We start from the raw sequence: 18,794 nt of genomic DNA on the forward strand, positions 1-18,794 counted from the left end.
GGAGCTCTTCACTTGAAAGATCAAGTAAAACAGTGGATCAAACGAACAGGTTTTATTGAATACGGTCTACAGACCGTCATGAAAGTCTTTACATGGTTTCCACAAAAACGAAATCGAGTCCTTTTCGAGAGTTTTCTCGGAAAACAATATAGTGACAGTCCGCGCGCCATCTACGAATTGATGAGTACGATGCATCCGGAGTGTGAGTTGATTTTTAGTAAACAACGAGGTGTTACGTTTCCACCAGACGTCAAGACAGTAGATCGGTTGACATTTCGCTGGATTTATTTGCTCGCGACATCACGGGTCTGGGTATCAAACAGTCGGTTACCGGGTTGGTTGATCAAACCGAAAAAAACGTATTATCTCCAAACATGGCACGGCACACCGCTCAAAAAGCTCGCGCTTGATATGGATGATGTCCAAATGGCGAATACGACGACTGAGCGGTACAAGCAAGGATTTAAGCAGGAGACTGCAAAATGGTCCGGCTTAATTTCTCCGAATGCCTATTCTAGTTCAATCTTTCGACGGGCATTTGCTTTTGAAGGTGAGATGCTAGAAATTGGATACCCTCGAAATGATATATTTTATCAAGAGGCACGGCATGCTAAAATCAAAGAAACGGTTTATCGCCACTATGAGATTGATTCTTCGAAAAAAGTCTTGCTGTATGCACCTACTTGGCGAGATAATGCGTTCGAAGGTCAAGGGAAATATTCATTTGAGCTGCCCTTTTCGTTGGAGGAATTTGAAAAGCGATTTGGGGATGAATATGTTCTGCTTATCCGAATGCACTATTTAGTCGGAAGTCGTCTCGACGTCACTGCTTATCCATCCGTTCGAAATACATCGGACTACCCGGATATCGCGGAGCTATATATGGCGTCAGACGCTTTGATCACGGATTATTCTTCTGTCATGTTCGATTTTGCGCATTTATCGCGTCCGATTTTGTTCTATACGTATGACTTAGAACATTATCGCGATCAGTTGCGCGGATTTTACTTCGATTTTGAACAGGAGGCACCGGGACCATTATTATCCACTGAAACAGCACTATTTGAAGAATTGAATCAGTTGGATGATTGGCACACACGGTATGCATCAGCATTCCGAGCGTTCCAAGAGACGTATTGTCAATGGGATGATGGGCAGGCTTCAGAACGGGCGATGAAGACGATCATAAAGAGAATTTACGGATAAAAGGGAGAGCAAAATCATGAAGAAGGTTATTACGTACGGAACATTTGATTTATTGCACTGGGGTCACATCAACATCTTAAAACGTGCAAAAGAGATGGGCGATTACCTCATCGTCGCGATTTCGACAGACGAATTCAATCGTTTGAAACATAAACAGTCTTACCACAACTTCGAGAATCGGAAGATGATCCTTGAAGCCATCCGTTATGTGGATGAAGTCATTCCAGAAAACAGTTGGGATCAAAAAGTAGAAGATGTGCAAAAACATGATGTTGATCTCTTCGTCATGGGTGACGACTGGAAAGGTGAGTTCGACTTCTTGAAAGAGCACTGTGAAGTCGTTTACCTCAGCCGGACTGAAGGCATCTCTACAAGCCAGATTAAAACGGAATTAGCTTCGAAGTGATTGAAGAGGAGACCACACGATTGAAGTGCGGTCTTTCTTCGTAGAAGGGCAGGATGAAAGTGGTTAGAGAAGGAATCGTATGGGTCTATTTATTGTTGTTTCGTATTTGTTATGGTGTCTTTCGATGGTTACCGCTTCGATCAGTCACTTTGTTTTGGATGACGTATGGTGATAACGCAAAACCTGTTAATGATCGCTTAGCGCAGGAATTGCCAAGTGAGAAACGGTATCTTGTATATGATCATCATTTCATGAAGCAGCCGGATCTGTGGAAGTCAGATCGGACTCTTCGATTTCGTCGTTTACGATTCGTTCGACTGGCGTATTTGCTTGCGACCTCCCGGACGGTCTTCGTCGATAATTATGTCGCAGAGTTCAGTGTCGCAACAACGCGACGAGGAGCACGACGTATCCAGCTATGGCACGCGGCAGGAACATTAAAGCAATTTGGACTGACCTCTTCAAAAAGTCTGTTCGTATCGGAACGAGTACGCAATCGATTTCGACGTGTTTATCAGGAATATGGCGATTTCATCGTACCGGGAATGCGCTGTGCGACACAGTTCATGACACCACACGACTTAAAACGATCCCATTTTAAACCATTCGGCATGCCACGAACGGACTATTGGTTTGATGAGGAGCAACGAAAGCAGAAAACACTGGAATTAAGAAAACAATACGCAAAGACTGACCGTCGGATCTTATTGTATGCACCGACATACCGGGAATACAAAGGGACAGAAGATCATACGATTCAACAGTTCGAACAACTTGCTCAAGCGGGATGGACGATTCTTGTTAAATTACATCCGACGATTCGAGCTCTTTCTACCTATCGTTCTAGCCATATCCATCTTCTAGACGATACGTATCAGATCAATGATTACTTGCTGATCACAGATGTTCTCGTAACTGATTATTCTTCCATTCCATTTGAAAGCTGTCTCCTCAACATTCCGGCGTTCTTGTATACACCGGACATTGACACATACCGACAACTACCAGGGCTCGTTGATCAATATCCGAAACCGCTACCTGTCCGACAGACTGAACGGATGGAGCAGTTGATGGAGTGGATCATGTCTGATGTGATACTTGAAGAATGTCGTCAACACATGCAGAAGTTCCAACAGAACTGGTACGATCAGACACCCGGTCAAGCAGTCAATCGAATTGTTCATCATTACTATGGTATAAATCCATGACATCACTCCTGACGATTTCTTTTGTATTCTTAAAAGTAGTCGTCAGGTAATTTTAAAAATAATAATGTGAAATGTTGAACAAAGTTTGATAATCTTTTGAAAATCCATTCTTTTGGACTGTGATGTTCTATACTAAAAGCAGAAGAAGAGGAGAGGAGAAATGGATATGCTAACTTGTGGAACGACGGAAGCCAATACGTTCGTCTTATCACCTGAGACAAGAACGTTACTGGAGAGCTTCATGACGGAAACGACGTTCAAAAAGGATTCCATCGTCTGTTGGGAAGGGGAATTGAACGACAAGTTGTTTTATGTGAAACAAGGAGGCGTCAAACTATCGAAGTTGACGAAAAAGGGCAGTCCATTACTCATGTTTTTATACTTCAAAGGGGATTTGTTTGGTGAATTTGATGTAGGAGAAGCTTTTCCGAGCTCCTACAGTATTGAAACGATGGAAGATAGCATCATCGGATTCTTATCAAAAAATCAATTAGAAGAGCTCATGAAAAAAGACGGTGCCTTTGCGCTTGAAATCATGCGGTGGCAAGCATTAATGCGGAAGCAAACGGAAACGAAATTACGTGACTTACTACTGTTTGGAAAACCAGGGGCATTAGCTTCGACGTTACTTCGCCTGATTGCGATGGAAGGGGAACAGGTGGGAGAAGCTTATCGTCTTGCGAAGCGACCATCCGACGGTGAATTTGGTCAATTGATTGGTGCACCACGTGAAACTGTTAATCGTATGTTTTCTCAGTGGAAAAAAGAAGGGGTCATTTCGATGACAGCAAAAGAAATCATCATTCACAATCCGCAATATTTACGGGATCTGTGTCATTGTGAAGGGTGCCCGGCAGGTGTTTGTCGAATTTAATCGATAGTATGCGAACAATTCGAACGTGAAGCAGTTTTTTCTGTCTCATGTTGGAATTGTTTTTTTTGTATAGAAGTAGCACTTTCCTCGCTTGTTCAGATGTGAACTTTCTGTGTGTTTTTAGAAAGAAAACTGCGGAATTTTCATATTTAAAGTGATATTTATCACAGTTTCCAGACTTGCTGAATTCTTACAATAAAGACAAGTTCAAAGCAGGAGAGGAGAAATCACCATGAGCCAAAAAACAGAATCGAACCTAAAAGGAACATTCGTTGCCGTTCTGATCGTGGCAGGTGTCATCATCGGGATGTGGAGCTCAATCTTTCTATTATTCATATCACGTTAAGGGGGAGTCACGATGCATATTCATCGTCTAGAAAAAATCTGGCTGGTCTTTGGATCAGCGATGCTAGCGGTTTTCTTGATCATCATCGGCGTATCCGCTTTTGCATCCGGGAATCAACCGCCATCCGATGCGACATTGATTGATCCGACGAAAGTCGATCAAACTAAGCCATTTGATAAGCCAGGACTAAAGAAGATTGATGACAACCGATATGAAGCGGTCATCGTTTCACAAGCTTTTCAGTTTACACCAAAAGATATGGTCATACCTAAAGGAGCGACAGTCGATTTTCTCGTGACATCGAAGGACGTCGTTCATGGATTTGAAATCGTTAAGACGAACGTCAACATGATGGTCGTTCCCGGACATATTAATTCGATTGAGTATACGTTCAAGGAAGCTGGCGAGTATCTCGTCGTCTGTAATGAATACTGTGGAAATGCTCATCATATGATGACAACCAAAATCAAGGTGGTGGAATAAGATGAATGCCATTTCAAAAAAACTACGACAGTTCGAGATGGAACGTGGTTTACCGGCTACCGTCATCGGAATCAAGGAAGCAAAACTGGCCTTCGCACATGTCAGTTTTTCACTTGTCGCTTTATTGATCGGTGGTCTATGTGGATTACTACAAACGATGGTACGAACAGGTGCCATTCCAGAGATTGCTGGAATCGGATATTATGAGCTTCTGACTGCACATGGGTTGATGCTTGCGATCGTCTTTACGACATTATTCATTTTTGGATTATTGTTTTCATTTTTAGGTCAATCATTCGGACGCTTCGAAGAGTTTCCTCGACGTCTTGGATGGGTCGGATTTTGGTTCATGATCCTTGGTGTCGTCCTCGTCACGTGGATGGTACTTGCAGGTGAAGCTTCCGTCCTCTATACATTCTATGCACCACTCAAGGCACACCCTGTATTTTATATCGGACTCGTCATCTTCGTCGTCGGAACATGGATCGCGTCTGGTGCCATGTTCCGCATGTATGCTGATTACAAGCGGGAACATCCTGGCGTTCATCCACCGCTTCAAGCGTACATGAGCATCATGACTGCCTTGTTATGGGTCGTTGCGACACTCGGCGTAGCGGCAACGATTCTCTTTCAGTTACTTCCCTTATCCCTCGGTTGGACAGATAAGGTCGGAATCGAGCTATCCCGGACGCTATTTTGGTACTTTGGTCATCCACTCGTCTATTTCTGGTTGTTACCTGCCTACATCGTCTGGTATACGGTCATTCCGAAAATCGTTGGTGGCAAGATTTTTTCTGACGCGTTAGCACGTATGTCATTTTTATTATTCCTACTCTTTTCCTTCCCGGTTGGTTTTCACCATCAATTGTTAGAGCCAGGGATTTCAGCATTTTGGAAATATGTCCAAGTCGTCTTGACATTCCTCGTCATCATCCCATCATTGATGACAGCCTTCTCCATGTTTGCGACATTCGAGTTAGCGGGACGCCGTAAGGGAGCAACTGGCATATTTGGTTGGGTAAAGAAAATGCCGTATCGTGATGTTCGTTTTCTTGCACCGTTCATCGGGATGTTATTCTTCATTCCAGCAGGTGCAGGTGGTGTCATTAATGCGTCCCATCAACTAAATATCATCGTTCACAATACATTATGGGTCACTGGACACTTTCACATCACGGTCGGTGCGGCTGTCGCACTAACGTTCTTCGGAACAGCGTACTGGCTTGTTCCACTCTTACGTGGTCGGACGTTGACGCCGGCAATGAATCGTCTCGGACTTGTTCAAACGGCTGCCTGGACGATCGGAATGCTCTTCATGTCGACGGCGATGCATATCTCAGGTCTACTCGGTAATCCAAGACGGACCGGTCCGGCAACTTATTTCAAAGATTCAATCGTCGCCGACTGGATTCCGTATCATGTTGCAATGGCGATCGGTGGAACGATTTTATTCATCTCGATTCTGCTATTCCTCTATGCGATGTTCCAACTTGCTTTCCGGGCACCGAAGGGAAAAGAAGAATTTCCGATTGCTGAAACAGAAGAAAAGGCGATGGCAACACCACTCTTCTTTGAAAATTGGAAGCTATGGATTTTCGTGACGTTCGCTTTGATTGCGTTTGCCTATACGGTACCGATTTGGCATATGATTGAAAATGCCCCTCCAGGAGCTCCCGGATGGAGACTCTGGTAAGACAGTGAAAAACCCCGAATCGTCTCTAAATAGGAGACGATTCGGGGTTCTTTGCGTGAGCTTAAGGAATAAGTAATGAAGGGCTAAATCTTATTTGACGAGATTATGCTTGAAGGCATAGACGACAGCTTGTGTACGGTCTACGACATCGAGTTTCGATAAGATGTTCGAGACGTGTGTCTTAACGGTTTTTAAGGAAATGAATAATTCGTCTGCGATTTCTTGGTTCGCCATACCACGAGCCATCAATTGAAGAACTTCCTGCTCACGTTCCGTCAAATCATCATGCAAGTGTGTCGTAGGACGACGAAGACGTTCCATCATTTTACCGGTCACTTGTGCTGCCATGACCGATTGACCGTTTGCCGTCTTGCGAATCGCTTCTGCAATATCAAAGGCGCTAGCGGTCTTTAAAACATAACTCATCGCACCCGCTTCAATGACAGGATAGACTTTCTCGTCATCAAGAAAACTCGTCACGACGAGAATTTTTGCTTCCGGCCAGTCTTTGCGAATCAGTCGTGTTCCTTCGACGCCATCAACTGGCTCCATCACTAAATCCATCAAAATGACATCCGGTCGATGTTCAAGCGCAAGCAAGGCTCCTGCTTGACCATCCGACGCTTCGGCGACGACCTCGATGTCTGGTTGTGTGGAAAGGAAAGCAGACACACCGGCCCGGACCATCTCATGATCATCTACTAATAATACGCGTATCATACTTGCACCATCCGATCTTTTCTAAGTTTGACTTCGATTTGGGTTCCTTGTCCTGGAACACTGACGAGACGAATCGTTCCGCCCATCTCAGCCGTCCGTTCCCGCATCGAATTAATGCCATAAGAGGCAAGTTTCTTTTCATCAACGACGAATCCGACACCATCATCATTCATGCTCAGAATGATCGTTTCGTTGAATTGTCGAAGTTCAATATCCATATGAGACGCTTTCGCGTGACGTAATGCATTCGTCAATCCTTCTTGAACGATCCGGAATAACTCGTTTTCAATTTGTCGTGGCAGTGACATCTCTTCTAACTTCCAACTTAATTGTGTGGACTGCTTTCTAGATAATTCTTCGAGCAATTGAGAAAGTCCTTGTTGTAACGTCATCCCTTCAAGTTCGACGGGGCGAAGTTGAAGTAAGAGTGAGCGCATTTCAGACTGTGCCGTTTGTGCCATCGTCTCGACCATCTCGATTTGTTTGGCGGCAGCTTCAGGTTGAGACAGAATCGTCTGTTTGGCTGCTGTTGTCATCATGGAAATGGCATAAAGCTGTTGCGAAACGGAGTCATGTAAATCACGTGCGAGTCGCTTTCGTTCTTCCGTAACGGCTTGAACTCTTACTTGTTCAACATGTTGCGGACGCGTGCTGATCTTTTGGACGGTTTCGACTTGTTCGTCGATACGTTTTCCGATCCGCGATAAGCGTGTCAACGTATGGAAGTAGGGACCGGGAACGATTGTCACATCTTTTCCTTGTTCCAGTTCAATGATGGCAGTCGTGACACGTTTGAAGTCACGTCGCAAGAAAAAGTAATGCATGCTACCGATGGCAAGGGGTAGTAATAACGAGAGTCCGATGACGAGTAGAAGGACAGGGAAATCTTGTTGACGGACGAACAAGACATGCCAATCGACTTGTCGCGTACTTAAGAATAACAACGTCGTCATGACGGCTGTCAAAAAGCCCGTCATGACTTGGAGTGCAATGACACCAAGCGGGAATTGATCACGCTTCATATCGAAGACACCTCCACGTTGCCAATACCGAGCATGACATGAATACGAACCTTCCGTGTCGCTTCACCGTATTCCGGTGCTCGGAATTGAATACGTCGATTAAAGAAGGTTGGAATCCGGCGGATGTCCGTCTTGACGCTTCCGAAGCCGATTGAGGTATCAAGCGTATAGTCATAGCCGGACGGTAAAAGAATTCGAACGTCTCCGACGACACCACTGACGACGATTAATGTCTCACCTTCCGGAACGTAAGCGTGTGTCAAATCGATTTCTAAATCCTTGACGATGAACTGTTCGCTCAAATCCTGTAAGACGTATGGTGCATCGGCTTGGGTTGAGAAGGAGTAAGCCGGTTGAATCTTGATGCCTTCTTCTTCATATTGATGCGGGGCAATCCGTGAAAACAAAAATTCTCGGACGGAATGCCGTGTTACGAGAATAATCCCAAGATAGAGCAAAATTCCGGCAATGACAAAACCGATGGCAGCCGAACTAAGGACGACGCCAGCAAGAATGATCGTACCGACGATGTAGAAGAGAATCGCTAATTTTTCATGATTGCGTCGTCGGAAATGAATCCCGACATAGTACAGCAGGAACGGAAATAAGACACCAAACAATACATTTCCTGCACCGGACAATAGGTCATAGAACAGACCGAGGGCGAACAGGATCGATACGTAACCGACCAGTTGTTTCGTACTTAATCGTCGCACGATCAATCTCCTTTCTAACATGACAAAGGGAGGCATACGCCTCCTTCGTCATTGACTGCTTATTGGTGAATGCGGCGCTCGAGTTCAGCGATACGCGCATCGATATCATCTTCATCAACGGCTGGTTGTTTTGCCTCAGGCTCTTCTGCCGTAAACGGATGTGCTTCTTCTTTTATAGTAGCATTTGGTTCGCGATCTAGCACCTGGTTCATCTTGTTTTTTAAGTTTGAGACGTTTTCGCGCATCATCCATTCGTACCGTTTGTTCTGTAAATCTTCGAGCTTTAACTTCAACTCGAGAGCTTCACGTTCCAATTCGTTCAACTCGCGTTTCGTCTCAGCGACGAGTTCTTCGAAGAACCGGTATTGCTCCCCGTAATGTTTCGATTCGATGGCTGCGCGCTCAGCCAGTTGTTGTTCACCGGCTTCATTTGCGATCTCAACTTGCTTGAAGCGTTTATCGGCTAAATCCTTCGCTTCTTCTTGTTTATGCGTTAATTCTTGCAGTAATGTCCGTTGACGCTCGAGTAGTCGATCGATTTCTTTTAAATCAGCTTCTGTAGATCGAATATGACGAACGAGCTTTTTAGCAGGTACTTCGCCCTGTTCGGCTGCCTTTTTAACTTCTGTCATCATTTGTGTTGCAAAATCGTTGAGTTGATCAAATACATTTTTCATGAAAAATTCCTCCTTAGAAGTGGCGAATGCTATCGGATCATACCTTTTGATTTGATTAGAAACGTTTTTCGTCTAAGTCTTTCCAGTCTGCTTCGAAATGTGTCGTTGATGTACGGCGACGGTTAAAGAGATCCTGGACATTAACACGTTGTAGCTTCATACGCATGTAACCGACGTACAATGCGATGGCTGCTGCGATTCCGATAACTGCCCAGATGTTCGAGAGGGCAAGTCCGATTCCGATGGCTGCTAGGAATCCGAAACCGAGTTTCGCTGGCCATTTGTTCGATTGCATGAACTTACTGATCGAATAGAACGCGAGTAACGCCCCTAAGCCAAGTCCGATCATGTGCGGTAATGTTCCGATGACAACGGCAAGTAATGCCAGTCCAGCGAGAATCATCACCAGTTGTTTTCCTTTCGATTGCTTCATGAGGAAGCCTCCCTTGTGTTGATACCTTTATGATACGGGAGTCCTTCTGTTCCGACGACGCTCTTTGGACCGTATTTGCTCTCGGGCTTAAGGCGGAGAGAAGGTCTGACTTCGAGGGAAGCGCTGTCAGAACCATTGATTGATATGGTATTCTATAAAGGAATCGAATTGAGAGGAGTGATGTTGATGAGTGCAACAATCAACGTAAAACAAGTAACATGTGTCGGAAACCAGGGAGGGGTTTCCCTCCCTTAAATCAGAGGAGGAAACCATTTGAACGAATGGGGTACACCACCTGTCTACGAAACGACAGGAACAGAACGATTAGGACGGATTATAGCTGTCTATCAAACACACTATCGTGTTATGACGGAAACAGGAGAGTCGCTCAGCGAGCTGTCTGGTAAGTTACGTTTCCAATCGGGAACAAAAGCTGAATTGCCAGCGGTTGGGGACTGGATCATCCAAACAGAGCGAGAGCCAGGCAAAGGACGAATCGAACGTGTCTTGCCACGATCTTCTCAATTTTCCCGAAAAGCGGCAGGAACGGAAACCGAGGAACAAATCATCTGCGCAAATGTCGACGTCGCCTTGCTTGTCATGGCTTTTGGACATGACTTCAACGTCCGTCGACTGGAACGCTATTTAACGGTTGCTTGGGATGCAGGGGTGACACCAATCATCGTCCTGACGAAAAAAAGTTTGATGCCGTCGATTGAAACGGAACTGCAGGCTGTCGAAGCGATTGCGTTCGGAACACCAATCCTTGCCGTTGATTCCTTGACGGGTGACGGATTAGAGGTGTTGCGTGAACAGTTACAAATCAAGCAAACGATCGTGTTAGTTGGATCGTCCGGCGTCGGGAAGTCGACACTCGTCAATGCTTTAGCTGGAGAACAGTTAATGGAGACGGGGGGCGTACGAGAAGACGATGAACGCGGACGTCACACGACGACGCATCGCGAACTGAAACGACTATCGAACGGTCTATTGCTTGTTGATACACCGGGGATGAGAGAATTGGCCTTATGGGATGGAAGTGACGGTTTATCGTCGACTTTTTCCGATATTGAGGAGCTTGCTGAAAACTGTCGTTTCCGAGACTGTGAACATGAAAAGGAACCGGGCTGTGCCGTTCGGACAGCTTTAGAAGATGGTACACTAACTGCTGAGCGCTGGAACAGCTTCGTCAAGCTAAAACGAGAAATCGCTTATGCGGAACGCAAGCAAAATGTGGCGTTGCAGGCGGCAGAGAAGGAAAAGTGGAAAAAAATCCACAAGCAGGCCCAAGCGCATACGAAAGTGAAGTATCAAAAGCGATAATACGACTGAAATATGAAAAGCATCTGCAACGGAAAAAGGAGTCTCTTTTTCTATGCAGATGCTTTTTCTCGTTATTCTTTTGAAAGTGATTCATTCGTTTCTGTATTGAACGGAACGTTACCCGTCAAAGCATCAAGACGGTGTAAGTCGGATTGAATCGCTTCAGGGTCACTTCGGCGAGCGTTTCGTACCGTGGCAGTTCCGACCGAATGATCGTTGAATCCAGTCGTTAAATCAAACGTCCGATTCGACAGCCGATCGGTGAAATAGCGATCGTGAGAGACGAAGAGGAGCTCACCAGGGAAGACATCGAGAGCGGCTTCGATTTGTTCACGAGTCGCAAGATCCAAATAGTTCGTTGGCTCGTCGAGAATAAGCAAGTGAGCACCAGAAAAATACAGGCGTAAGAAAGCGATCCGACATTTCTCGCCCATACTAGCGTCGGAAATCGACCGGTAAACATCATCGCGACGGAATAAAAAACAGGCGAGCAACGTCCGAGCGTCCGTTTCACTCATTGTGCCATACTCAAGTAATGCCTCTAACAACGTACCAGATGTCGGTAAGTGGGAAAGGGCTTGTGAAAAATAGCCAGTCTTCAATCGAGGATGACGGATTACATTCCCTTGATTAGGGACATACTCGCCCTCGATGAGACGCAGTAAGGTCGATTTCCCGCTTCCATTCGGTCCGATGACAGCAATTCGGTCGCCACGTTCTACCGTAAACGAAACATCGTTTAGGATTAGTGTTGTCTCATGCATGAATGAGACACGTTCGAACGAAATCAGTCGTTTCGCACGAATCGCTTCATGTTCGAATGCGACGTGAACAGTCGGTGCAACCTGTGGTTTTTGTACACGATCCTCGAGTAGACGCTCGAGTTGCTGCTCTTTTGCCTTGACCTTCGTCGCATGTTTAGCAGCCTTCTTTTTCGCATAGGGATCCCGTTCACTCGCTTGATTCGTGGCTTTTTGATGCCATTGCCGGTATCCTTGAATCATGCGTGTCAGCTCTTTACGTGTACGTTCTTGTTTTTCATACGCTCGTTGTTGCGACAGAACTTGATGTTCTTTTTGTTCTTTATAGGACTGGTAGTTTCCGCTGTATCGCGTTGCCCCTGATTCGGATAATTCAATGACGGCATCAGCCGTTGCGTCGATGAAGAATCGTTCGTGTGAGACGTAGAGAATCGAGGTCCGTGACATGTTGACCCATTCCGTGAGCCACTCGAGTGTCTCTTGATCCAGATGATTCGTCGGTTCATCGAGAATGATGAAATCAGGTCGTGACAGAAGCAGACAGGCAAGTTGGAGGCGCGTCTGTTCACCGCCGCTTAAACTGGATGCATTATGTGTCCAGAGCGCTTCCTCTAATTTGACTTCTTTTAAGACGCGTGCTGCATCTGCTTCAAGCGAGAAGGCGTCCTGATCGAGTGCTTGTTGATAGATCGTCAAGTCACCATTCATGGCATTAGCGCGAAGTTGATAACGAACCGCATCCGCTCGTTCGACGACATCAAGAACGGTGTGATCGCCCGCTACGAAGTGTTGTGATAGTAGACCGAGTTTTTTGTAATGACGCTTGATCGAACCGTCAGTCGGCTGAAGTTGGTCAGCGATCAAGTGTAACAGTGTCGTTTTTCCGATGCCGTTCGGACCGATTAAGGCGACATGTTCACCGGTATGAATATGAAAAGAAACGTCCGAGAAAAGACGTCGTTCGTCGTAGTCCAGCGATAGGTGTTGGATCGTAAGTGTTTCAGTAGGCATAAAAGCAGCTCCTTTAGTGTTCATTTCCGATAAGATGAAATGAAAAACACACCATCCGAAGCGAGCGGATGGTGTGCCGGAGTGTAACTCAAAGAAGGTGCTGGCCAGAGGTTGGTCACACCGAAAAAGAGCAGACTCGTAGCGTCAGACATCCGCAACTGCATTGCGAAAGAGATGATTTCATTCATCAAGCGACGTGTACGAGTGATTGCTTCATTTCGGTGTTGTACCTCCTGTTCATAGTCTATGACGTCATTGTAACAAAATGGAAACGTTAACACAAGTACGATTCAAGTAGGGTTTGCGCAGTATCCGTTTCTTCTGGTGAAGGGGGAAGCACATCAGTTAACGGATATGCAAGACCGAGGTTTTCCCACTTATAGACACCGAGTTGATGATACGGGAGTACTTCGACGCGTTCGACGTTTCCGAGCGTCCGGATGAACTCGCCGGTCTGACGGAGGAAATGTTCCGACATCGTAATACCTGGAACGAGGACGTGACGAATCCAGACGGGAATGTTTCGCTCGGCTAGGCGTTTTGCGAAAGCGAGTGTATTGGCGTTACTCCGTCCAGTCAATACACGACAAGCAGCATCGTCGATATGTTTGATATCGAGCAGTACCAGATCCGTCGCATCGAGAATGGCGTCGATGTTTTTCGGGACGACGGATCCCGCGGTATCGATGACCGTATGCAGTCCATGTCGTTTTGCTTCTGTTAAAGCAGCCTCCAAGAATTCTGGCTGAGCGAGCGGTTCACCTCCAGAGAAGGTGATTCCGCCACCCGTTGCCTCGAAAAAGGAGCGATAGCTGATCGCTTCTTTTACGACTTCGTCTGCTGAGACACGCCGTCCGCAACCGAACTCCCATGTATCCACGTTATGACAGTATTGACACCGTAATGGACATCCTTGCGTAAAGACGATGAATCGAATGCCAGGACCATCGACTGTTCCACATGATTCAACGGAATGGATCATACCATAGGTCATCTTGCTCACTTCCTTTCACATACTACACATCATTTTAGAGAGAACCGTGGAACGTTCGATTAATGACATCGATCTGTTGTTCGCGCGTCAGTTTAATGAAGTTCACGGCATAACCGGATACCCGAATCGTTAACTGCGGATATTGTTCTGGATGCTCCATAGCATCGAGTAACGTCTCACGGTCAAAGACGTTGACATTCAAATGGTGTCCTTTTGAAGTCGTACCACCCATATATCCGTCAAGTAATCCGACCGTATTGCGAATACGTGTGGTCTCATCCTTACCAAGTGCTTTTGGCACGATCGAGAACGTGTAGGAGATACCGTCGAGCGCATGCTCATATGGTAATTTTCCGACAGATGTCAGTGCGGCGACAGCTCCTCTAGTGTCACGTCCGTGCATCGGGTTAGCACCCGGTGCAAATGGTTCACCCGCACGGCGTCCATCTGGCGTATTTCCTGTCTTTTTACCGTAGACGACGTTTGAAGTGATCGTTAGGACAGACTGTGTCGGAAGCGCATTGCGATACGTTGGATGTTTACGGATTTTCTCCATGAACAGCGTCACGAGATCAACTGCCATCTGATCGACCCGTTCATCGTTATTTCCGAACTTCGGAAACTCGCCTTCGATCTTGAAATCAACTGCAATCCCATCCGCATCTCGGATCGGACGGACTGTTGCGTAACGGATGGCGGATAGACTGTCAGCGACGACCGATAAACCAGCGATACCGCATGCCATCGTCCGTAAGATTTCCGGATCGTGTAACGCCATCTCAATCCGTTCGTAACTGTATTTATCATGCATGTAATGGATGACATTCAGTGTGTTAACGTACAGTTCTGCGAGCCAATCGAGTTGACGATCATAAGCCGCCATGACGGTTTCGTAATCGAGTACTTCATCAAGCATCAATGGACTTGCGGGGGCGACTTGAATTTTGAGCTTCTCGTCCATTCCGCCATTGATTGTATAGAGTAATGCTTTTGCCAGGTTTGCTCGCGCACCGAAGAACTGCATCTGTTTCCCAATCTTCATCGCGGAGACACAACAAGCGATGCCGTAATCATCTCCATAAACCGGTAACATCAAATCATCGTTTTCATATTGAATCGAGCTTGAAACGATCGACATCTTCGCACAGAATTCCTTGAATCCGCGTGGAAGCTGAGTAGACCAGAGAACGGTTAGATTCGGTTCCGGTGCCGGACCAAGTGTCGAGAGTGTGTGTAAGAAGCGGAATGAACTTTTCGTGACGTTTGATCGCCCATCTTCACTCATTCCACCAATGGATTCCGTTACCCACGTCGGGTCACCCGAGAAGAGATCATTATAGTCCGGTGTCCGTAAGAATTTGACGATCCGAAGCTTCATGACGAAATGATCGACGAGTTCTTGTGCAGTCTCTTCCGTCAAGCGACCAGCCGCAAGATCACGTTCGACATAAATATCAAGGAACGTCGAGACTCGACCGAGTGACATGGCTGCCCCGTTTTGCTCCTTGATGGCAGCAAGATAGGCAAGATAGACCCACTGGAATGCTTCTTGTGCTGTTTCTGCAGGGCGGGAGAGATCGAAACCATAGCGAGCTCCAAGCTCGGTCAATTCCGTTAATGCGCGCAACTGTTCATTCATCTCTTCACGGTCGCGAATCATCGATTCAGATAAGAATCCGCCACGTGCCTTTAAATCCTTCTTACGTTCTTCGATCAAGCGTGCCGTTCCGTACAAAGCAACACGACGATAGTCACCGATGATCCGTCCGCGACCATAAGCATCAGGTAATCCGGTGATAATGCCGGCTTTACGTGCAGCGCGCATCTCAGGGGTATAGGCATCGAAAACCCCTTGGTTATGTGTCTTCCGGTACTCGCTGAAAGTTTTCGTGACGGTCTCGTCTGCTTCAAAGCCATACGCAGCTAGGGCATCATTCACCATCCGAATCCCACCGTTCGGATGAATCGAACGTTTAAACGGTTCGTCAGTCTGTAAGCCAACGATTTTTTCAAGTGAGCGATTCAGATACCCTGCATCATGCGAGAGGATCGTTGATGGTGTTTTAGCATCGACGGCATACACACCACCACGTTGTCGTTCTTCATTCGTCAGCTGTAGAATTTGTTGCCAAAGACGTTCCGTTGCTTGCGTCGGACCGACTAAAAAGTGATCATCTCCTGTATATTCCGTGCGATTGAGTCGGATGAAGTCTGCGACATCGATCGTCTTTACCCATTCACCAGACGTAAAGTTCGTCCAAGCACTCGTTTTTTCTAATAACATGGATACCACTCCTTTAATATTGAGCTAATCATCAGTTCCTTATGTGAATAGTGTAACAAAAGGAAGGGCTGATTCCCTTTACGTTCATGTGAATGTTTTAACAAGTGAACAAACGTTGATATGACGGGCTTTCTTTATTTCTGTATTCATATGAAAATAGTTTAAAAAAAACAGTTTTAGATTGCTAATTCAAGGTTTTTTGGAAACTGTATGAGTTGTTTTGAAAAGGATTCACTAGAACAGTTGAAACTGTGAGGAATGTCACGCTACGGTGCCTTGTATTTTTAAGACGTATCGTTGACAATGAAAAAGGGAATATAGAACGTGGAGGTGTGCCAAATGGAGTATGTATCATTAACACAACAAGGAGAGTATCAGTCAGGAGACTGGGTCTCGCTGAAAATCGGATCGGACGGTTCAACGCGAACGGGAATGATCACGGAATTCGAAAATGATGGATTCTGGATTCGGTTTGAAGATGATTTTGATTATGAAGACTTTATCGGCTATGATGAATCGTATTGGATTGCGCTTGTTCGTCGTCCGGTTGACGTAAAAGCGACGTATGCGAGTCTTGCGGAGTACCCGGCACTCGCTGCAGAATTACAGGATCGTGTCATCCAAGGGTTCGAAATTTTAGAAGAAGAAGCCGGTGAAAGCGAGATTCGATTCCACATTCGATTGCTCGACGCAGGAAATGAATATACACAGACATTACGGGGATACCGTGATGCATCAGGAGATCATGTCGAATACGTAACGGCATGATGGAATTAAGAGAGTAGGAGAAATCGTTATGAATTTTACAAAACCATTTTTACAGGAAGCATGGGAACGCGCACGCTTTACGGAGTTGATGCCTGTTCAAGAACAAGCGATTCCGTTGTTGCGCGAAGGAAAAGATGTCCTGGCGGAAGCGCCGACAGGAACAGGGAAGACGCTTGCCTATGTCATTCCAGCTTTAGAAAAGATTGAAGTAGAAGAACCACACGTGCAAGTCGTGATCACGGCACCAACACGGGAACTCGTCATGCAAATTCATCAAGTCATTCAATTGTTTGCTCAAGGAAGTGGGATCAAATCCGGTGCATTCATTGGTGGAGTTGAATTAAAACGGCAATATGAACGATTGAAGAAAAAACCGCAAATCATCGTCGGAACACCTGGGCGTCTCGTTGAGTTGATTGATTCGAAGAAGTTGAAGATGCATAAGGTGAAATTGATCGTCTTGGACGAAGCGGATCAAATCTATGAGAGTGGTATGAGTGACTCGGCGACGCGGATCGCAAACAGTGCACTACGCGATCGACAACTGGCATTCGTCTCAGCTACATTACCGGAACGGACAGCAGAATGGGGACGGACGCTTGCGAATAATCCTGAGACGATTCGGGTTGAGCGTGCCGTCAGCACACAAGTGACATTTGGTTATTTGGAGACTTCACGTCGTCAGAAGCCGGAATTGTTACGTCGTCTGGCGAACATGCAAGGATCAAAAGTGCTGACATTCATTAATAACCGCTCCTTCCTCGGACCATTGAATGGCGAGTTGAGTAAATTTTCATTGAAATACCGGATTTTAGACGCTGAAAAAGGAAAACGAGAGCGGATGGAGACATTGCGTTCTTATAAAAAAGGAGAGTTTCCGTTACTCGTTACGACAGGTCTTGCGGCACGTGGTTTAGATATCGAAGCAGTCACGCATGTCGTCCATTATGATTTACCGGAGTCGCTTGACGATTTCGTACACCGTTCAGGTCGGACGGGACGTGGAAATGCGAATGGAATGGTACTTGCTCTTGTTACGGATCAAGACTTAAAACACTTAAAAACACTTGCGAAGCAAATGGGCGTCGAGATGGAAGCAATGGAAATTTACCGTGGGGAAGTCATTCCAAAACGTGAATTCACAGCACCTCAGACGATTAAACGACCGGCTACTCCTCACCGGAAAGGGCGATCGAAATGAAGAACGATCGAAAAGTAATTCCGTTTCCGACGACGGTTTCTGAAGCGGAAATGAATGCAGCCTTGAAGAAGATGTATCAAGAAGCAGCGACAGCACGTAGTACGGATTGGGTCGCTTTCATTGAAGAGATTGCGACGGAGGGACGTTGGTATTTAAAAGATGCTGAATTGTTCCGGGACTTATTCGTAGATTGGGCAATCTTCTATGAAACGGATGATCAAGGAAAAACGCCGCATGGTCGTTTTCTTGAGCAGGTCAAAGAAGAGTTATCGCCTAGTCTCTATCGTGCCTTGCGTGGATTAGCGGACCCGATGCCCTCACTGTTTCAAGTCGAGGCGGATGGTGTCGTTGATTTGATGTCAAAACAGACGTATCAAACAGATTTGTCTGAGATTGAAGTCGAACCAGGTGATTTGTTGATTGGAAAACTGCTCTACATTTCTGGGAAATGGCGCTTTGCGATTGCCTATATGAAAGTAGCGCGCGCACTGGTACCAGAAGTCCTCGCCTTGTTGACAGATTTCGTGGATGAAGTAGGAGAAGACGCGTTGCTTCGCCAGTACCCTGAATTTTGTGCGGAATTGATCGACTTACTCCTTGATATCGAAGAAGGCAACATTGCGCCGAGACCAGAAGAATAATCGGAAAAACCTAGGACACATGACCGA

19 protein-coding genes are annotated in these 18,794 nt (G+C 46.1%); 11 read left to right on the forward strand and 8 right to left on the reverse strand.

Going from position 1 to position 18,794, the window contains the following annotated elements; translation table 11 throughout:
• Window positions 1-12: 12 nt before the first annotated feature.
• From P401_RS0101020 to P401_RS0101050, 7 genes are all read left to right on the forward strand, one after another.
• On the forward strand, window positions 13-1,206 hold the full coding sequence (locus P401_RS0101020) for a CDP-glycerol glycerophosphotransferase family protein (RefSeq protein WP_231925693.1): 1,194 nt from the start codon (window positions 13-15) through the stop codon (window positions 1,204-1,206).
• Between the two features lie 16 nt (window positions 1,207-1,222).
• Entirely contained in the window at window positions 1,223-1,612 is a 390-nt protein-coding gene (gene tagD / locus P401_RS0101025) for a glycerol-3-phosphate cytidylyltransferase (protein ID WP_029340858.1), read from the forward strand.
• Between the two features lie 158 nt (window positions 1,613-1,770).
• On the forward strand, window positions 1,771-2,820 hold the full coding sequence (locus P401_RS0101030) for a CDP-glycerol glycerophosphotransferase family protein (protein WP_231925694.1): 1,050 nt from the start codon (window positions 1,771-1,773) through the stop codon (window positions 2,818-2,820).
• Between the two features lie 160 nt (window positions 2,821-2,980).
• The gene (locus tag P401_RS0101035; protein ID WP_231925695.1) at window positions 2,981-3,694 is read left to right on the forward strand and encodes a Crp/Fnr family transcriptional regulator; all 714 of its coding nucleotides are present in this window, start codon (window positions 2,981-2,983) and stop codon (window positions 3,692-3,694) included.
• 232 nt (window positions 3,695-3,926) lie between these two features.
• Window positions 3,927-4,040: a hypothetical protein gene (locus P401_RS18420; RefSeq protein WP_023467253.1), complete on the forward strand. Its 114-nt coding sequence runs from the start codon at window positions 3,927-3,929 to the stop codon at window positions 4,038-4,040.
• A 12-nt stretch (window positions 4,041-4,052) separates the two neighbouring features.
• Window positions 4,053-4,523, forward strand: coding sequence for a cytochrome c oxidase subunit II (locus P401_RS0101045; protein WP_029340861.1), 471 nt, complete (start codon window positions 4,053-4,055; stop codon window positions 4,521-4,523).
• 1 nt (window position 4,524) lies between these two features.
• Window positions 4,525-6,216: a b(o/a)3-type cytochrome-c oxidase subunit 1 gene (locus P401_RS0101050; RefSeq protein WP_029340862.1), complete on the forward strand. Its 1,692-nt coding sequence runs from the start codon at window positions 4,525-4,527 to the stop codon at window positions 6,214-6,216.
• 90 nt (window positions 6,217-6,306) lie between these two features.
• On the opposite strand, the gene P401_RS0101055 is transcribed toward P401_RS0101050, so the two are convergent.
• The 5 genes from P401_RS0101055 to P401_RS0101075 are packed head-to-tail and all read right to left on the reverse strand — an operon-like array spanning window position 6,307 to window position 9,784.
• Window positions 6,307-6,936: a response regulator gene (locus P401_RS0101055; protein WP_023467256.1), complete on the reverse strand. Its 630-nt coding sequence runs from the start codon at window positions 6,934-6,936 to the stop codon at window positions 6,307-6,309.
• Complete coding sequence (locus P401_RS0101060; protein ID WP_034785901.1) at window positions 6,933-7,958, reverse strand: sensor histidine kinase; 1,026 nt, start codon at window positions 7,956-7,958, stop codon at window positions 6,933-6,935. The genes P401_RS0101055 and P401_RS0101060 overlap by 4 nt, the downstream gene beginning before the upstream one ends.
• Complete coding sequence (gene liaF / locus P401_RS0101065; RefSeq protein ID WP_029340864.1) at window positions 7,955-8,674, reverse strand: cell wall-active antibiotics response protein LiaF; 720 nt, start codon at window positions 8,672-8,674, stop codon at window positions 7,955-7,957. Before liaF ends, P401_RS0101060 begins: the two co-directional genes overlap by 4 nt.
• Window positions 8,675-8,733: 59 nt before the next feature.
• On the reverse strand, window positions 8,734-9,351 hold the full coding sequence (locus P401_RS0101070) for a PspA/IM30 family protein (protein WP_029340865.1): 618 nt from the start codon (window positions 9,349-9,351) through the stop codon (window positions 8,734-8,736).
• Between the two features lie 55 nt (window positions 9,352-9,406).
• Complete coding sequence (locus P401_RS0101075; RefSeq protein ID WP_023467260.1) at window positions 9,407-9,784, reverse strand: lmo0954 family membrane protein; 378 nt, start codon at window positions 9,782-9,784, stop codon at window positions 9,407-9,409.
• Window positions 9,785-10,057: 273 nt separating this feature from the next.
• Between P401_RS0101075 and rsgA the strand changes: the two genes are divergently transcribed.
• Window positions 10,058-11,107 (forward strand): ribosome small subunit-dependent GTPase A, encoded by a 1,050-nt coding sequence (rsgA, locus tag P401_RS0101080; protein ID WP_029340866.1) that lies wholly within the window; start codon window positions 10,058-10,060, stop codon window positions 11,105-11,107.
• Window positions 11,108-11,178: 71 nt separating this feature from the next.
• On the opposite strand, the gene abc-f is transcribed toward rsgA, so the two are convergent.
• From abc-f to pflB, 3 genes are all read right to left on the reverse strand, one after another.
• Complete coding sequence (gene abc-f, locus P401_RS0101085) at window positions 11,179-12,879, reverse strand: ribosomal protection-like ABC-F family protein (protein WP_029340867.1); 1,701 nt, start codon at window positions 12,877-12,879, stop codon at window positions 11,179-11,181.
• 274 nt (window positions 12,880-13,153) lie between these two features.
• Complete coding sequence (gene pflA / locus P401_RS0101090) at window positions 13,154-13,873, reverse strand: pyruvate formate-lyase-activating protein (RefSeq protein ID WP_029340868.1); 720 nt, start codon at window positions 13,871-13,873, stop codon at window positions 13,154-13,156.
• A gap of 34 nt (window positions 13,874-13,907) precedes the next feature.
• A complete protein-coding gene (pflB, locus tag P401_RS0101095; RefSeq protein ID WP_029340869.1) occupies window positions 13,908-16,157 on the reverse strand; it encodes a formate C-acetyltransferase in 2,250 nt (749 codons plus the stop codon).
• A gap of 339 nt (window positions 16,158-16,496) precedes the next feature.
• On the opposite strand from pflB, the gene P401_RS0101100 reads away from it, so the two are divergent.
• From P401_RS0101100 to P401_RS0101110, 3 genes are read left to right on the forward strand one after another with little or no spacing between them, the layout of a single operon-like run.
• A complete protein-coding gene (locus P401_RS0101100) occupies window positions 16,497-16,925 on the forward strand; it encodes a hypothetical protein (RefSeq protein WP_023467265.1) in 429 nt (142 codons plus the stop codon).
• A 28-nt stretch (window positions 16,926-16,953) separates the two neighbouring features.
• Complete coding sequence (locus P401_RS0101105) at window positions 16,954-18,126, forward strand: DEAD/DEAH box helicase (protein ID WP_023467266.1); 1,173 nt, start codon at window positions 16,954-16,956, stop codon at window positions 18,124-18,126.
• Complete coding sequence (locus P401_RS0101110; RefSeq protein WP_023467267.1) at window positions 18,123-18,767, forward strand: hypothetical protein; 645 nt, start codon at window positions 18,123-18,125, stop codon at window positions 18,765-18,767. The genes P401_RS0101105 and P401_RS0101110 overlap by 4 nt, the downstream gene beginning before the upstream one ends.
• Window positions 18,768-18,794: the final 27 nt, after the last annotated feature.

This window comes from Exiguobacterium acetylicum DSM 20416 (assembly GCF_000702605.1).
Lineage (GTDB): Bacteria > Bacillota > Bacilli > Exiguobacteriales > Exiguobacteriaceae > Exiguobacterium_A > Exiguobacterium_A acetylicum.

Coding starts and splice junctions, on each gene's coding strand:
- P401_RS0101060 (WP_034785901.1), bottom strand. CDS start 7,958: ATGAAGCGTGATCAATTCCCGCTTGGTGTCATTGCACTCCAAGTCATG.
- P401_RS0101105 (WP_023467266.1), top strand. CDS start 16,954: ATGAATTTTACAAAACCATTTTTACAGGAAGCATGGGAACGCGCACGC.
- P401_RS0101100 (WP_023467265.1), top strand. CDS start 16,497: ATGGAGTATGTATCATTAACACAACAAGGAGAGTATCAGTCAGGAGAC.
- pflA (WP_029340868.1), bottom strand. CDS start 13,873: ATGACCTATGGTATGATCCATTCCGTTGAATCATGTGGAACAGTCGAT.
- abc-f (WP_029340867.1), bottom strand. CDS start 12,879: ATGCCTACTGAAACACTTACGATCCAACACCTATCGCTGGACTACGAC.
- P401_RS0101050 (WP_029340862.1), top strand. CDS start 4,525: ATGAATGCCATTTCAAAAAAACTACGACAGTTCGAGATGGAACGTGGT.
- pflB (WP_029340869.1), bottom strand. CDS start 16,157: ATGTTATTAGAAAAAACGAGTGCTTGGACGAACTTTACGTCTGGTGAA.
- P401_RS0101045 (WP_029340861.1), top strand. CDS start 4,053: ATGCATATTCATCGTCTAGAAAAAATCTGGCTGGTCTTTGGATCAGCG.
- P401_RS18420 (WP_023467253.1), top strand. CDS start 3,927: ATGAGCCAAAAAACAGAATCGAACCTAAAAGGAACATTCGTTGCCGTT.
- P401_RS0101070 (WP_029340865.1), bottom strand. CDS start 9,351: ATGAAAAATGTATTTGATCAACTCAACGATTTTGCAACACAAATGATG.
- P401_RS0101055 (WP_023467256.1), bottom strand. CDS start 6,936: ATGATACGCGTATTATTAGTAGATGATCATGAGATGGTCCGGGCCGGT.
- P401_RS0101035 (WP_231925695.1), top strand. CDS start 2,981: ATGGATATGCTAACTTGTGGAACGACGGAAGCCAATACGTTCGTCTTA.
- P401_RS0101030 (WP_231925694.1), top strand. CDS start 1,771: ATGACGTATGGTGATAACGCAAAACCTGTTAATGATCGCTTAGCGCAG.
- P401_RS0101075 (WP_023467260.1), bottom strand. CDS start 9,784: ATGAAGCAATCGAAAGGAAAACAACTGGTGATGATTCTCGCTGGACTG.
- tagD (WP_029340858.1), top strand. CDS start 1,223: ATGAAGAAGGTTATTACGTACGGAACATTTGATTTATTGCACTGGGGT.
- P401_RS0101110 (WP_023467267.1), top strand. CDS start 18,123: ATGAAGAACGATCGAAAAGTAATTCCGTTTCCGACGACGGTTTCTGAA.